This window comes from Streptomyces sp. DF42, assembly GCF_058267695.1.
Map to the genome: position 1 here is coordinate 9,106,539 of NZ_CM177859.1, position 14,000 is coordinate 9,120,538.

At 71.5% G+C, this 14,000-nt stretch carries 15 protein-coding genes and 2 pseudogenes; 9 read left to right on the forward strand and 8 right to left on the reverse strand.

Annotated elements, in window-relative coordinates; translation table 11 throughout:
* Nucleotides 1-387, reverse strand: a complete 387-nt coding sequence (locus ACYUED_RS41755; RefSeq protein WP_491289605.1) for a cupin domain-containing protein — start codon at nucleotides 385-387, stop codon at nucleotides 1-3.
* 332 nt (nucleotides 388-719) lie between these two features.
* Between ACYUED_RS41755 and ACYUED_RS41760 the strand changes: the two are divergent.
* The 4 genes and pseudogenes from ACYUED_RS41760 to ACYUED_RS41775 form a co-directional block, all read left to right on the forward strand.
* Nucleotides 720-985, forward strand: a pseudogene (locus ACYUED_RS41760) (glycoside hydrolase domain-containing protein); the annotation flags it as partial.
* Nucleotides 986-1,712: 727 nt separating this feature from the next.
* Entirely contained in the window at nucleotides 1,713-3,047 is a 1,335-nt protein-coding gene (locus ACYUED_RS41765; RefSeq protein WP_491289606.1) for a wax ester/triacylglycerol synthase family O-acyltransferase, read from the forward strand.
* A gap of 103 nt (nucleotides 3,048-3,150) precedes the next feature.
* Entirely contained in the window at nucleotides 3,151-4,653 is a 1,503-nt protein-coding gene (locus tag ACYUED_RS41770; protein ID WP_491289607.1) for an SDR family NAD(P)-dependent oxidoreductase, read from the forward strand.
* Between the two features lie 76 nt (nucleotides 4,654-4,729).
* A complete protein-coding gene (locus ACYUED_RS41775) occupies nucleotides 4,730-4,963 on the forward strand; it encodes a hypothetical protein (protein WP_491289608.1) in 234 nt (77 codons plus the stop codon).
* Here the strand turns inward: ACYUED_RS41775 and ACYUED_RS41780 are convergent.
* From ACYUED_RS41780 to ACYUED_RS41790, 3 genes are all read right to left on the reverse strand, one after another.
* Entirely contained in the window at nucleotides 4,935-5,786 is an 852-nt protein-coding gene (locus ACYUED_RS41780) for an SDR family oxidoreductase (RefSeq protein WP_491289609.1), read from the reverse strand. The genes ACYUED_RS41775 and ACYUED_RS41780 overlap by 29 nt on opposite strands.
* 25 nt (nucleotides 5,787-5,811) lie before the next feature.
* Nucleotides 5,812-6,261, reverse strand: a complete 450-nt coding sequence (locus ACYUED_RS41785; RefSeq protein ID WP_491289610.1) for a hypothetical protein — start codon at nucleotides 6,259-6,261, stop codon at nucleotides 5,812-5,814.
* Between the two features lie 135 nt (nucleotides 6,262-6,396).
* The gene (locus ACYUED_RS41790) at nucleotides 6,397-7,524 is read right to left on the reverse strand and encodes an ABC transporter ATP-binding protein (RefSeq protein ID WP_491289611.1); all 1,128 of its coding nucleotides are present in this window, start codon (nucleotides 7,522-7,524) and stop codon (nucleotides 6,397-6,399) included.
* A gap of 375 nt (nucleotides 7,525-7,899) precedes the next feature.
* Between ACYUED_RS41790 and ACYUED_RS41795 the strand changes: the two genes are divergently transcribed.
* Together ACYUED_RS41795 and ACYUED_RS41800 are read left to right on the forward strand one after the other, a co-directional pair.
* Nucleotides 7,900-8,076, forward strand: coding sequence for a hypothetical protein (locus tag ACYUED_RS41795; protein WP_266529022.1), 177 nt, complete (start codon nucleotides 7,900-7,902; stop codon nucleotides 8,074-8,076).
* 56 nt (nucleotides 8,077-8,132) lie between these two features.
* Nucleotides 8,133-8,615, forward strand: a complete 483-nt coding sequence (locus ACYUED_RS41800; RefSeq protein WP_491289612.1) for a GNAT family N-acetyltransferase — start codon at nucleotides 8,133-8,135, stop codon at nucleotides 8,613-8,615.
* A 59-nt stretch (nucleotides 8,616-8,674) separates the two neighbouring features.
* Here ACYUED_RS41800 and ACYUED_RS41805 read toward each other — a convergent pair whose 3' ends face one another.
* Complete coding sequence (locus ACYUED_RS41805) at nucleotides 8,675-10,036, reverse strand: amidase (RefSeq protein WP_491289613.1); 1,362 nt, start codon at nucleotides 10,034-10,036, stop codon at nucleotides 8,675-8,677.
* A 260-nt stretch (nucleotides 10,037-10,296) separates the two neighbouring features.
* On the opposite strand from ACYUED_RS41805, the pseudogene ACYUED_RS41810 reads away from it, so the two are divergent.
* The 3 genes and pseudogenes from ACYUED_RS41810 to ACYUED_RS41820 form a co-directional block, all read left to right on the forward strand.
* Nucleotides 10,297-10,746, forward strand: a pseudogene (locus ACYUED_RS41810) (beta-sandwich domain-containing protein); the annotation flags it as partial.
* Between the two features lie 259 nt (nucleotides 10,747-11,005).
* A complete protein-coding gene (locus tag ACYUED_RS41815) occupies nucleotides 11,006-11,266 on the forward strand; it encodes an alpha-L-fucosidase C-terminal domain-containing protein (protein ID WP_491294681.1) in 261 nt (86 codons plus the stop codon).
* Nucleotides 11,267-11,388: 122 nt separating this feature from the next.
* A complete protein-coding gene (locus ACYUED_RS41820; RefSeq protein ID WP_491289614.1) occupies nucleotides 11,389-11,595 on the forward strand; it encodes a beta-N-acetylhexosaminidase family protein in 207 nt (68 codons plus the stop codon).
* A gap of 138 nt (nucleotides 11,596-11,733) precedes the next feature.
* Here the strand turns inward: ACYUED_RS41820 and ACYUED_RS41825 are convergent, their stop codons facing one another.
* Genes ACYUED_RS41825 through ACYUED_RS41835 form a run of 3 tightly spaced genes read right to left on the reverse strand, consistent with a single transcriptional unit; the run spans nucleotide 11,734 to nucleotide 13,862 of the window.
* Complete coding sequence (locus ACYUED_RS41825) at nucleotides 11,734-12,342, reverse strand: DedA family protein (RefSeq protein ID WP_491289615.1); 609 nt, start codon at nucleotides 12,340-12,342, stop codon at nucleotides 11,734-11,736.
* A gap of 35 nt (nucleotides 12,343-12,377) precedes the next feature.
* On the reverse strand, nucleotides 12,378-12,908 hold the full coding sequence (locus tag ACYUED_RS41830; protein ID WP_491289616.1) for a MaoC family dehydratase: 531 nt from the start codon (nucleotides 12,906-12,908) through the stop codon (nucleotides 12,378-12,380).
* A gap of 48 nt (nucleotides 12,909-12,956) precedes the next feature.
* Complete coding sequence (locus tag ACYUED_RS41835; RefSeq protein ID WP_491289617.1) at nucleotides 12,957-13,862, reverse strand: Sco1979 family transcriptional regulator; 906 nt, start codon at nucleotides 13,860-13,862, stop codon at nucleotides 12,957-12,959.
* Between the last annotated feature and the right edge of the window lie 138 nt (nucleotides 13,863-14,000).

Here is a 14,000-nt window from a genome sequence, read left to right on the forward strand (position 1 = left end):
TCAGCCGGCGGCCTCCTGCATCGCCCGGAAGTTCCTCATGATGGCCTCGCTGGTCGGCTTCACGTCCTTGGTCGGGCTGAACTGCACGGCCTCGGTGCCCGGCGCGGTGCGCACGGGGACATGTCCGGGCGGTGCGTAGTACGCGTCGCCCGCCTCGTAGACCTCGTCGCGGTCCGCGTAGTGGAAGATCAGCTGGCCCTTGAAGACATAGCCCCAGTGCGGGCACTGGCACCGGTCGTCCGGCAGTCCCCTGAGCAGGAGCGTGTGATCGACGTTCTCGCGGAAGGTGATGAAGTCCACCGTGTAGTCGTCCAGCTCCTCGGACCGGTCGAGAACGATTCCGAAGTCGCCGCCCTGGGTGGCCGTATCCCTGGATACCTTCGACATCTCCCTCGCCCCTTTCTGCTGAGGGTGCCGTCGCGACTCGCGACCGCGCGGCACAGGGTGACGTTCCCATTCTTCGCCGGTGGTGGTGAGGGGGCCACTCGCGGGCCCTCGCCGGTTCCCGCCGCGGCTCGTCACGTCCCTTTGTCATGTCCCTGGACGCAATCCGGAATCCGTGTCGTCATGCCAACTGCTGTCCATGACAACGTTGTTATGGGAGGCTCCGTGCACACCAGACGTCTCAGAGACCGGCTCGCCCTCCTGCTCGCAGCGGCGCTCGGCGCGGCCGGGCCGGCGGCCGCGCCCGGTGCGACCGCGGCCACCGACCCGCCTGTCTGTCGACCGGGCAGCCGTGGAAGACGACCGACGTCGTGCACGCGGCGCCCACCCTCTTCGCCGACGCGCCGACCGGGATGACCGGCAACGACGACCTCGGCACATGTCGGCCCGGAACGTGCTGTCGTCGATCGGGATCTTCCCGGTGCAGCCCGGCTACGACACCTGGGGGTTGTCCACGCCGGTCTTCGGCCGGGTCGACCTGACGCTGGACCGCCGCTACTACCCGCACGGCGCACTCACCGTCACCGCTCCCGGCACCTCCGGCACCTCCGGCACCTCCGGCACCTCCGGCACCTCCGGCACCTCCGGCACCTCCGGCACCTCCGGCACCTCCGGCACCTCCGGCACCTCCGGCACCTCCGGCACCTCCGGCACCTCCGGCACCTCCGGCACCTCCGGCACCTCCGGCACCTCCGGCACCTCCGGCACCTCCGGCACCTCCGGCACCTCCGGCACCTCCGGCACCTCCGGCACCTCCGGCACCTCCGGCACCTCCGGCACCTCCGGCACCTCCGGCACCTCCGGCACCTCCGGCACCTCCGGCACCTCCGGCACCTCCGGCACCTCCGGCACCTCCGGCACCTCCGGCACCTCCGGCACCTCCGGCACCTCCGGCACCTCCGGCACCTCCGGCACCTCCGGCACCTCCGGCACCTCCGGCACCTCCGGCACCTCCGGCACCGACCGGTACGTCCAGTCGGCCCGCACGGACGGGAAAGCGTACGACCGGACGCATCTGACGACCGGCGGCCTGCGCTCCCCGCGCTCGCTCGCGTTCACGGTCGGCCCGCGCCCGTCTGAGTGGGGAAACCTCGGCGCAGGCGATGCCACCGGAGCTGAAGTGACCTCAGGTGTTGCTTGAGTCTCATCCCTCACATGGGGGTGGGACTTAATCTGCTGTTAACTGTGCGTAGCTTGATCGTACTTGACCGTAATCGCCCTGGGGAGGTTGACTGCTTTCTCACCCTTCGTCGACGCGAGGCAAGCAATTGACTTCTGACCTGCTCGCTCCTCTCGATCTGGCGTTCTGGAACATCGAGTCCGCCGAACACCCCATGCACCTCGGTGCACTCGGGGTCTTCTCGGCTGGCTCACCCACCGCGGGCGCCCATGCCGCCGATCTGCTCGCCGCCCGGGCCGCGGCCGTGCCCGGTCTGCGGATGCGGATCCGGGACGTATGGCAGCCGTTCTCGTTCCGGCCGCTGGCCTTCGGCGGGGCCGCCCGGGAGCCCGACCCCGCGTTCGACCCCCTCCACCACGTGCGGCTGCACGCCCCGACAGAAGACTTCCACGCGGACGCGGGCCGGCTCATGGAGTGCCCGCTGGAGCGAGGCCGTCCGCCGTGGGAGGCGCATGTGCTGCCGGGGGAGGACGGAGTCTCCTTCGCCGTGCTGTTCAAGTTCCACCACGCCCTGGCCGACGGGCTGCGTGCGCTGACGCTCGCCGCCGCCGTCATGGACCCGATGGACCTGCCGGCCCGGGCGCCCCGCCGCGAGGAGAGGAAGGGCGGGCTGCTGCCCGACGTGCGCAAGCTGCCGGACCTGGTCCGCGGTGCCGCCTCCGACGTGGGCCGCGCCCTCGACATCGGCGCCTCCCTGGCCGTGTCCAGCCTGGGCGTGCGCTCCTCGGCCGCGCTCGCCGCCGAGCCCACCGGCACCCGTCGCACCGCCGGCGTGGTCATCGACCTGGACGACGTGCACCGCATCCGCAAGTCCGAGGGCGGCACGGTCAACGACGTGCTGATCGCCGTCGTCGCGGGCGCCCTGCGCCGCTGGCTGGACGAGCGCGGCGACGGCAGCGACGGCGTCCGGCCACGCGCCCTGATCCCCGTCTCCAAGCGCCGCCCGCGCACCGCCACCCCACAGGGCAACCGGCTCTCCGGCTACGTGATACGGCTTCCCGTCGACGACCCCGACCCGCTCGTCCGGCTCGGCACGGTCCGCGCGGCCATGGACCGCAACAAGGACGCCGGCCCCAACCGGGGCGCGGGCGCCGTCGCCCTGCTGGCCGACCACGTGCCCCCGCTCGCCCACCGGCTCGGCGGCCCGCTGGTCAGCCAGGCGGCCCGGCTCTGGTTCGACATCCTCGTCACCAGCGTCCCGCTGCCCAGCCTCGGCCTGAAGCTCGGCGGAAACCCGGTCACGGAGGTCTACCCGCTCGCCCCGCTGGCCCGCGGTCAGGCGCTCGCGGTGGCCGTTTCCACCTATCGCGGACACGTCCACTACGGGCTCGTCGCCGACGCCAAGGCCGTGCCGGACCTGGACCGACTGGCCGCCGCGCTCAGCGCGGAGGTGCAGACACTGATCACTGCCTGCGGTTCCTGATCACGACGGGTTTGGAGGACGGGCCCGGCGCTCCGTAAAATTCGCCCTTCGACAGCGGGTGCGATCGGAGCGCCGCTCGGGTGATCAGGGAAACGGCAGCGCGATGACGGTGACAGAGGACGGCCCGGCGGCCATGGACGAGGTCGTGTACGGGCCCGGCATCGACCCGGAGCGGCTCGCCGTCTGCCTCAGTGTGCTGGAGGAACTCGGCGAGCTGGAGGTCGACCACCCGGACGCGATCGCCGTGCGACGGGCCACCGCCGGCGTCTACCGCACGGTCAAGCAGCGCCGCCGCCAGGAGCGCCGGGCCGCCAAGACCGCCCACGACAAGGCGGTCACGGAGTCCACGGCGACCGGCTCCGCCCAGCGCATCGACGACGAGACCGAGGGCATCCTGCCGTCGTCGGTCACCGAGGAGGGGCAGATCGCGGGGATACTCCAGCGCCCGCGCTCCTGCTACACCTGCAAGACCCGGTTCGTCGAGGTCGACTACTTCTACCACCAGCTGTGTCCCGACTGCGCCCGCCTGAACCGCGGCAAGCGTGACGCCCGCGCCGACCTCACCGGCAAGCGCGCGCTGCTCACGGGCGGCCGCGCCAAGATCGGCATGTACATCGCGCTGAGGCTGCTGCGCGACGGCGCCCACACGACGATCACCACCCGCTTCCCCAAGGACGCCATCCGCCGCTTCAAGGCCATGGACGACTCCGCGGACTGGATGCACCGCCTGGAGGTCGTCGGCATCGACCTGCGCGACCCGGCACAGGCCGTGGCCCTCGCCGACCAGGTCGCCGAGGCCGGCCCCCTCGACATCCTCGTCAACAACGCCACGCAGACCGTACGCCGCCTGCCCTCCGCCTACGCCGCCCTGGTCGACGGCGAGAGCGCGCCGCTGCCCGCCGGGGCACTCCCCGCCCACCACGTCATCGGCGCCTTCAACTCCGGCGCGGTCCACGCCCTGACCGGATCGGCCGCGCTGCCCGCCGGCGTCAGCGGTCTCGACGCCCAGCAGGTCGCCGACCTCGCGCTGGTCGCGGGCAACGCCAGCGTCGCGCGGCACCTCGACGGCACCGCCATCGACGCGGGCGGCCTGGTCCCCGACGTCGTCGACACCAACACCTGGGTGCAGACCATCGAGCAGATCTCCCCGGTGGAGCTGCTGGAGACCCAGCTGTGCAACTACACGGCGCCGTTCATCCTGATCAGCGCGCTGCGCCCGGCCATGGCCGACGCGGCGAAGAAGGCGTCCAGCAAGCGTGCCTACGTCGTGAACGTGTCCGCGATGGAGGGCGTCTTCGGCCGCGGCTACAAGGGCGCGGGCCACCCGAACACCAACGCCGCCAAGGCCGCGATGAACATGGTGACCCGGACCAGCGGCCAGGAGATGTTCCAGACCGACGGCATCCTCATGACCTCGGTCGACACCGGCTGGATCACCGACGAACGCCCCCACTACGACAAGCTGCGCCTGGCCGGGGAGGGCTTCCACGCCCCGCTCGACCTGGTCGACGGGGCCGCGCGGGTTTACGATCCGATTGTGCGCGGCGAGCAGGGCGAGGACCTGTACGGCGTCTTCCTCAAGGACTACGCGCCCGGCAAGTGGTGATCCACCGGCCGTGACGTGTGGCCCGGCGCCCGTAGGGAACTCGGTCCCCGGTGAAACACCGCGCCAGGGAGTGACCATGAGCAGTCCACACGGCATTGATCCGCGAGCGCACGACGATCCACGCAACCGCTACCCGAGTGACGAGCAGTTCTACGGCAGCGACCGCCCGGACCACGCCGAGATACCGGAGGACCGCCCCCGCGGAGGCAGGGAAGGAACACCGGCGAAGCACCGCGGAACGTGGGCCACGGTCGCGCTCGTCGCAGCCATCATCCTCCTGATCATTCTGGGGATCGCACTCTTCCCGTGAGGGAGCCACAGCCGCCGCCCTGAGGAGGTGGTGCGGATGAGCGAAGACGGTCGTCGACGGCGTACCCCCGCGCGGGGTGCGCCGTCCTGACCCGTGTTCCCCCGTCCACCAGCAGATCGGCGCCGGTGACCCACTGGGCCGCGTCCGAGGCCAGCCACAGCACGGCCCGCGCGACGTCCTCCGGCTCTCCGATCCGCCCGAGCGGCAGACCGGCGGCCAGCTGCTCCTCGCCCGGCTCCCACACGAACCGCGCCATCTCGGTGCGGACGAGTCCGGGGGAGACGGAGTTCACGCGCACCTTCGGCGCCAGCTCGCCCGCCAGCTGCTGGGTCAGGTGCAGCAGCGCCGCCTTGCTCGTGCCGTAGGCGCCGACGTGGGGCCCGACGTGCCCGGCGCCCTCCGTGCAGATGTTGACGACCGAGCCGCCGTGCTCCCGCATCCACGCCCGCCATGCGCACTGCACCAGCCGCAGCGGTGCCTCGACATTGATCGCGAACGCCTCCCGCCACGCCCCGGGATCGGCATCCATGAGCGGTCCGTACGGCTGGTTCGTGGCCGCGTTGTTGACCACCACGTCGATCCGGCCGAACATCCGCAGGGCCAGCTCCGTGACCTCCCGCAGATGAGCCGGATCACCGACGCTGCCGGCCAGTCCCACGCCACCCAGCTCCTCGGCGGTGCCGCGCACCTCGTCCGCGTCCCGGGCGGTCACGCACACCAGCGCCCCCGCCGCGGCCAGCTGCCCGGCGACGGCGCGCCCGATCCCGCGCGTCCCCCCGGTGACGACGGCGGCCCTGCCCTTGAGTCCGTGCGACGACGTCATCGCCGTACCGTCTCATGACGGGCCGTCAGTCAACAGCCCCAAGGCGGGAGTTGCGCGCGGCGACGAGTTCCAGGACCGTGCGCCAGTCCTCCAGTACCCCCGCGTCGAAGCCGGCGCTGTGGCCCTCCTCGTCCGCCTGGCGCAGGCGCAGCAGATCGTCGTCGTGAGGGGTGTCGGAGCGGTGGTGCTCGCGGACGAGCCGGGAGACCCGCTCGCCGAGCAGGGGTCGCACGGCGTCTGCCGCGCAGCCCGGGTGGGCGGACTCGTCGCCCGGCCGCAGGAGCGGACCGATGACGTGGACCAGGCCCGCCACCTGCAGCTCCTTGTCGGCGGGGCGACGGCGCCGCAGCAGGGCGGCGGTCTGCAGCGCGTGCTGGTGCAGGTCGACCGGGCGACTTCGCAGGCCCGGGGCGTCCCAGGAGCCCCGGCAGGCGTACAGCAGATCCATCAGCTCTTCGACACTGCGCAGCTCCATGCGCCAGTCCTCCCGCCGGACAAGCCGTTGCCGTCCGAAAGCAGATCATGGCCGCCTTGCGATTCGGCCAACGGGACCTGAACTGCGTGGCCTGTCCGGCGCTCGCCGCCAGGGTCCTGGCCCTGACGGCGGCGCTCACCTCACGGGTGATGTGTCCGCGTCCTCCGGGAGCCGCCGTCCCGTCGCGGCCGAGAAGCAGTGCACGGCGTCCTCGCGGATGGCCACCCGCAGCGCTGCCCCTCTGCCGTGGACGGGGCGTCCCGGGAGCCGGATGACGATGGCGGCGAGCCCCTCGCCGGTCCATGCGGTGGTGCGGAGGTGGACGACGGCACCGGTGTCCTCGACCGTCTCGACGATCAGGTCCAGTCCGGCGGTCTCCCGGTCCTCGGGCGGGAGCAGCTCGAACTGCTCGGGCCGGACGCCGAGCACGATCTCGCCGGTGCCCCCTGCTGCGGCCGCCCGCAGGGTGGCGCGGGTCAGCGGTACGTTCAGCGTGCCCAGCCTGGCCCCGTCCGCGGACAGCGGAAGCCGGAACAGGTTCATCGCGGGCGAGCCGACGAAACCGCCCACGAAGGTGTTGGCCGGGTGCGCGTACAGCTCCTTCGGGGTCCCCACCTGCTGCAGCACGCCGTCGTTGAGTACGGCCAGACGGTCGCCCACCGCCATCGCCTCGGTCTGGTCGTGGGTGACGTACACGGTGGTGATGCCGAGGTGGTTCTGCAGCCGGACGATCTCCGTCCGGGTCTGTGCCCGCAGCCGGGCGTCGAGGTTGGACAGTGGCTCGTCCATCAGATAGACCCGCGGGTCCCGCACCAGCACCCGCCCCGTCGCGACGCGCTGCCGCTCACCGCCCGCCAGTGTCCCGGGCCTGCGGCCGAGGTACTGCTCCAGGTCGAGCACGGCAGCGGCGTGGTCAACTCGCTGCCGGGCGCGCACCTTTGACATGCGGGCGATCTTCAGGGCGAAGCCCATGTTGTCGGCAGCCGACAAATGTGGGAGGAGGGCGTAGTCCTGGAACACCATCGCGATGTCGCGGTCCCGGGGCGCAAGATGGGTCACGTCCCGTACACCGATCAGGACCGAGCCCGAGTCGACTGCCTCCAGTCCGGCGAGCATGCGCAGGCAGGTCGACTTCCCACAGCCGGAAGGACCCAGCAGGACCATGAACTCACCGTCCTCGATCTCGAGGTCGAGCGAGTCGACGGCCGGCCGCTCCCTCGACGGGAAGCGTCGGGTGGCCTTGTCGAAGGTGACAGACGCCATGACATCCCCTCCCGGACATGTCCTCGAACCCAGCATGGAACGGGTGTTGCCCTTTCGGCAGGCCTGTGAGCCGAACGAGTGACAGAAAAAGGCTCTGAAGTCGGACAATTTATGACAGTAGGCCCAAGTTTTGAGCCCCATAGAGCGGATGCCTGCTCATTTGGTTAATCTGGAGCAGACGGGCAGTATCACCGGGTCCCACCCACACCCACGTCCGTCCCGGGGCAAGCCGGTTCACAGCGGCTTGTTCACGCACGAGTTACCGGCGCCACCGCGTCCGAACTGCTTTCGACTCACACCCGAGCGGGCGTCAGGCGCCGGACCGCAGAGTGACCGGCCAGCCCCGAGGGTGACCCGACACATAAGGAGTGCGCGGTGACACCAGAGAAGACGAATCGCGAACAGCGCCCCAAGGAACGCACGGAGCGCGGCGCCGGCCACCGGCCCGGCGAGATCGGCAGCCTGGACGTGTGGGCCCGGTCCGCCCCGATCCGCCTGGCAGGTTACGAGGACGACCTGGCCGAGCCCCACATCCTGCCCAGCGTGGACTGAACCACCGGCAGGACTCTCGCGATCGCCGACGGCATGGGCGTGCGACACTCACGCCCATGCAGATCAGAGAAGCCGCGGCCGACGACTGGCCGCGGATCTGGCCTTTCTGGCACCGCGTCGTCGCCTCCGGCGAGACGTACACCTGGGACCCGGACACCTCCGAGGAGGCTGCCCGGGTCCTTTGGATGAATCCGGCCAAACGCGTCTACGTCGTCGAGGACGACCTCCGCGCGATCGTCGCCTCGGCCTACGTCACCCCCAACTACGGCGGCCCCGCGGCCCGCGTCGCCAACGCCGGCTTCATGGTCGATCCCGACCGGGCCGGCCGCGGCATCGGCCGCGCCCTCGCCGAGCACGTCCTGGCCGCCGCCAAGGCCGACGGACACGACGCGATGGTCTTCAACGCCGTTGTCGAGACCAACCCCGCCGTCCGGCTGTGGACGTCGCTGGGCTTCACGATCCTGGGCACGGTCCCGGACGCGTTCGAGCATCCGCGGCATGGCCGGGTGGGGCTGCACATCATGTACCGGGCGCTCTGAGCGGGCGAGGAACACGGCACGCGCGAACACGACGGTCGGGCCCGGGGCCGGCGCACAGGTCAAAGATCAAGTTGGTCCAATGGTGCCGTCCGCCGCCACGGATGCAGCGTCTCCAGCTGCTCCGCCAGGTCCAGCAGCAGTGCCTCCGCGCCCGGGCGGCCCACCAGTTGGACGGCGCAGGGGGCGCCGGACGGCAGGGCGCCGAAGGGGAGGGACAGGGCCGGCCAGCCCGTGAGGTTCCATGGCGGGGTCAGGGGCGAGTAGGCGGTGTTGGCGAGGAGATTGGGAAGCCAGCCTCGTTCGTGCCAGGCCACGGACCTGGGGGAGCGGCGGGCGAGCGTGGGCGTGAGCAGGACGTCGAACTCGGCGAAGAACGGCTCCATGCGGCGGCGCAGGCGGTCTCGGCTCTCGCTGGTGCGGACGCTGCTCACGAAGCGCCGGCCGACGGCGGCGTGTACCCGGGTGCGGCGGGTGAGCAGGCGCGGGTCCAGGCCCGCCGCGTCCACCGCCGTGCCCGCCGTCCAGTGGGCGAGGGACGTCGTGCTCAGGGAGAGCGGGTAGGGCGGGTCGGCGCGGCGGACCTGGTGCCCGGCCTTGATCAGGACGGCGCCCGCGTCACGGGCCGCGGTCGCGTAGGGCTTGGTGATCGTGACGCCGAGCAGGGGGCTGCGCAGCGACACGGCGATCTTGCGCATGGCGGGCTCGGACGGTCGTACCGCCTCGGTGCCGGCGTCCGCCAGGATCGACAGCATCAGGCGGGCGTCCTCGACCGTCGTGGCCAGCGGACCGTTCTCGGACATGCCGAACCAGTCACCCTCGCCGATGCCCGCCGGGACCACGCCGTGGCCCGGCTTGATGGTGACGAGACCGCAGTTGGCGGCCGGGATGCGCAGCGAGCCCATGCCGTCGTTGCCGAGTGCGATCGGCACCAGCCCCGCGGCGACCGCGGCCGCGCTGCCGCCCGAGGAACCGCCCGCCGTACGGGTCAGGTCCCAGGGGTTGCGGGAGGTCCCGTGCACTCCCTCGGTGGTGCCGAAGATGCACAGCTCGGGCACGTTCGTCAGACCCACGACCACCGCGCCCGCCGCGCGCAGCCGGGCCACCGTCACATGGTCCTCGTCTGCGGGTGTGTCCGGCGTCGCGGCGGAGCCGACGCGGTTGGACTCGCCGCGTACGGCGAGGTTGTCCTTGACGGCCACCGGCACGCCGGCCAGCGGCAGTTCGGCGAGATCGGCGCGGGAGGCCACCTCGTCGGCCTCGGCGAGCGCCGCCAGGGCCCGTACCGCACGGAAGGCTCCGACGCGGGCGTCGAGCCGCTCGATCCGCTCCAGGTGCTCGGCCACCACCTCCCGCGGCGTGGCCCGCTTCTCGCGTACGGCGGCGGCGATCTCGGCAGCGGTCCGGCCGACCCAGCTGGTCACGGGGGCTCCTCGGGAGTGCGTTGAGCGGGCTACTCGTGAGTATGAGGAGCACTCTGCCCGGCGGCGGCCCCGCCGTCGAGACCGTCGACCCCTGGACCTTCGGGCGGCTCTTCTTGGACTTTTCACGGAGTGGCTGCGGGGCGCCCGCCCCTGACCTGTAGATCATCCGATCACTGGGGCAACTGCTGTGCGTGCACGCCTCATTGACAGGACTTCGCCGCTCACCCAATGATCAGACATCCGATGAATTGGAGCCGCTCATGAGTCCGTATCCAAGACGTCAGGTCCTGGGCGCCGCGGTGGCGGTCACCGCCGCGACCGCCCTTCCCCTCACCGCGGCGACCGGGGCCCATGCCGCCGAGCCCGTGGACGCCCAGGCCGCCGGACGGTACTGGGTCCCCGTCCCCGATCCGGTCCCCGTTCCGCTCGACAGCCTCTACGACAACGACGGGATCGACACCGCCTCCGCCCGTGGCGGCGACTTCGACGGCTCCGGCTACATGTTCCCGGGCGAGGAACTCCCCAGGGGACGCATCGAGGTCGACGGCACCCCCTTCCTCTTCCCGGCCCCGACGGCGGGCGCCAAGAACAACGTCGTCGCGCTCGGCCGGCGCATCGACCTGCCGAAGGGTCACTATCTGTCGGCCGTCTTCCTCACCGCGGGCAGCCACGGCGACGCCACGGGCCAGGCCACCGTCCACTACGCGGACGGCTCGACGACCGCCGCCGGCCTCGGCGGAGCCGACTGGTACGCCGCGAGCGGCTCCCTCTCCGCGCCCTACCGCTACAAGCCGGACGGCACGAAGGACGAGCACGCCGTCGGCATCGGCACCTCGGAGGTGTGGACCGACCCTGAGCGCGAGGCCATCGCCATCACCCTGCCGGTCACCGGTCCGGCCGAGGCCGGCAAGGTCTCCCTGGCTCGCGGTCAACGGCGAGGCGATCTACGACACGACGTACTGGTCGCGCATGGCGCAGCTCGGCGACGACCTGCGGTTCACGGTCCGCCCCGACAAGGCCTTCTACATCCACTCCCTGACCCGGCCGGGCGCGAAGCTCACCGTCGAGGCGCCGGTGCCGGTGCGCGCCGGCGACCGGGTGACGATGCTGGGCCACGACCGGCCCCTGACCTGGACGGTCAGCAACGGAGCACTGGTGATCGACGTACCCGAGGCAGCCCGTGGGGCGGGACGGCACGTGTGGGTGTTCAAGGTGCAGTGGCACGGCTGAGTCCAGAAGGGGACCGGTGACCAACTGGTCTGTCGGGCAAGGAAGTCAGCAGTACGGCACGAAGGTCCGGTTGGTCGCCTGCACGTTCGCCGACGACCTTCGTGCGGCCGGCCACGGGGACGGTGCCCGTCGTCCGCGCCGGTGCACGCACCGGCGACATCGTGGTGGACGTACAGCCGTCCCGCGGCTCCCTGGGCGCCGAGAGCCACGAACCGGCCGCCGGCAAGCGGCTGTCGGTGACCGCTGCCACCGGGAACGGCGCCTTCCACGGCACCCGCACCGACCTCCAGCTCCTCGCGCAGGGCGACCGGATCCCCAGTCCGATGTGAGGAGTTGACCAGGGGCGCGGGACACCGTGCGGATCGCGTGGCGTGAGCTGTACCGATCAAGGCTCTGAGGGGTATCAGCAACGAGGCGGTCACCGGGGTGTCGGCGCTCCGGTGACCGCCTCTTCGCCGAACGGGGCTTCAGGTGCGGGAGCGGCGGTGCCGGCGGATGCGCCAGACGACGAGGGCCACCAGGACGAGCGCGGCCGTGACCAGGGCGAGGGTTCGGCCCACCAGGCCCACGGCGCGCTCGTAGGCGGCCCCCGCGGCATAGCCGACAAGGACGTTGCCGACGCCCCAGAGCAGGCCGCCGATGGCGTTGTAGAGCAGGAAGCGGCGGTACGGCATGTTCGACGCGCCCGCCAGTGCCGGGACGAGGGACCTCAGGAAGGCGAGGAAACGGCCGACGAAGACCGCGGCCGGACCGCGCCGGCGGATCAGGTCGCGTGCCTTGTCCACGCGCGCTGCCCGCCGGCGCAGGGGGCTGCTGCTGAGCAGCGGCGGCCCCAGGCGCCGGCCGATCTCGTAGCCGACGGTGTCCCCGGCGATCGCCGCGAGGACCACGGCGAGCGTCAGCCAGGCCAGGTCGACGTTGCCCCGCCTGGCCAGCACACCGCCGACGATCACGGCGGTCTCGCCGGGCAGCACGAACCCGAAGAACAGCGCGTCCTCGGCGAACACCAGGGCCACGACCACGACGTAGACCACGGGTCCGGACAGATCGGCGAGCCAGTCGACCAGCGCGTGCATCTGCCGCCTCCCTTCCGTTCCGGTGACGAGTCCGGTTACGAGTACCCGTCGGAGGCGGCCTCCTCCGGGGTCGTCCGGCGCAGCAGGAAGTTGACCGCGGTCATGGTCAGGACCGGCTCGCCGCGCTGGTTGAGCACCTCGATCCCGGTGTGGACGAGTCCGCGGTCCGGCTTGGATCGGGAGACGCGGGTCTCCAGGACGGTCGTACGCAGGGAGAGGCTGTCGCCGGGCCGCACCGGCCGCACCCAGCGCAGATCGTCGATGCCAGGGGAGGCCAGGCCGCCCACCTTGCTGATGTAGTGGTCGGCGTACATCCGCATCATGACGGCGCAGGTGTGCCAGCCACTGGCGATCAGCCCCTGGTAGGGGCCCCGCAGCGCGGCCTGCGGATCGGTGTGGATGCCCTGGGGATCGAAGTCGCGGGCGAAACGGAGGATGTCCTCCGCCGTCATGGTGATGCTGCCGTAGACGTAGACCGCACCCGGCACGTAGTCCTCGAAGTGGCGGTCCTCGATGGGCACGGCGAAATCCGCGTCGCCGATCGTGCTGGTCGTCGGTGCTGTCATGCGCGGCACGATAGCCGCCGGGTGGGGCGATCCCGAGGCGCGACGGGCTCAGGTCTGCTTCAGGACCTGTTCCAGGAAGGCCACCGAATCCGCGGCCGGTGAGGCGACCAGGCTGAGGCGGTCCATGACCGCGAGGTAGTGGTCGACCTCCTCGGGCTTGTCCAGGTACAGGGCGCTGGAGAGCTGCTCGAGGTAGACGACGTCGGGCAGGTCGGGCACCGGGAAGCGCAGCACGGTGATCGGGCCGCCGGCCGCCGCGTGGCCGCCGACGTGGAAGGGCAGCACCTGGAGGGTGACGTTCGGCAGGGCGGCCACCTCGATGAGGTGCTTGAGCTGGTCCCGCATCACGTCGGGCCCGCCGAGCGGGCGGCGCAGGGCCGCCTCGTCCACCACGACCCACAGCTTCGGCGAGCCCGGCTTGGCGAGCAGCTCCTGCCGGGTCATGCGCAGGTCGACGCGGCGCTGGATCGCGTCCGGGTCGGAGATGGTGTGGCCGAGCCGGATGACGGCTTCCGCATACGCCGGGGTCTGCAACAGGCCCGGGATGAACTGCACTTCGTAGGTGCGGATGAGGGACGCGGCCTCCTCCAGGCCGAGATGCTGCTCGAACCAGCTGGGGAAGGCGTCTCCGTACGCCCGCCACCAGCCCGGTTCGTTGGCGCGCTGCACGGAGTCGAGGAACTCCTGGCGTACGTCCGGGTCCTGGACGCCGTACAGGGTGAGCAGGTCGGCGATGTCGCGCTGTTTGAAGCCCACGCGGCCCAGTTCCATGCGGCAGAGCTTGGCGTCCGAGGCGCGTATGGCCGAAGCGGCCGTGTCCCGGCTGATGTTGAGGGATTCGCGCAGGCGGCGCAGCCGGGTGCCCAGCATGATGCGCTGCACGGTCGGCCCACCCCGCTGCAGGCTCAGAACGTCGGGAACGGAGGGAGCGGGTGCTGGTTGAACTGCCGTCATGGTCATCCCCTTGGCCGCCGCACCGGCTGCGTGTGCATGTGTTCGGGACTCAACCATGGAGGGTAGCACCGTGCCGCCGAACGGCTGCGCTGCGTGAAGTGGCCGGAAGGCGCCGATCGTTGACCAGCGCCTTCCGGC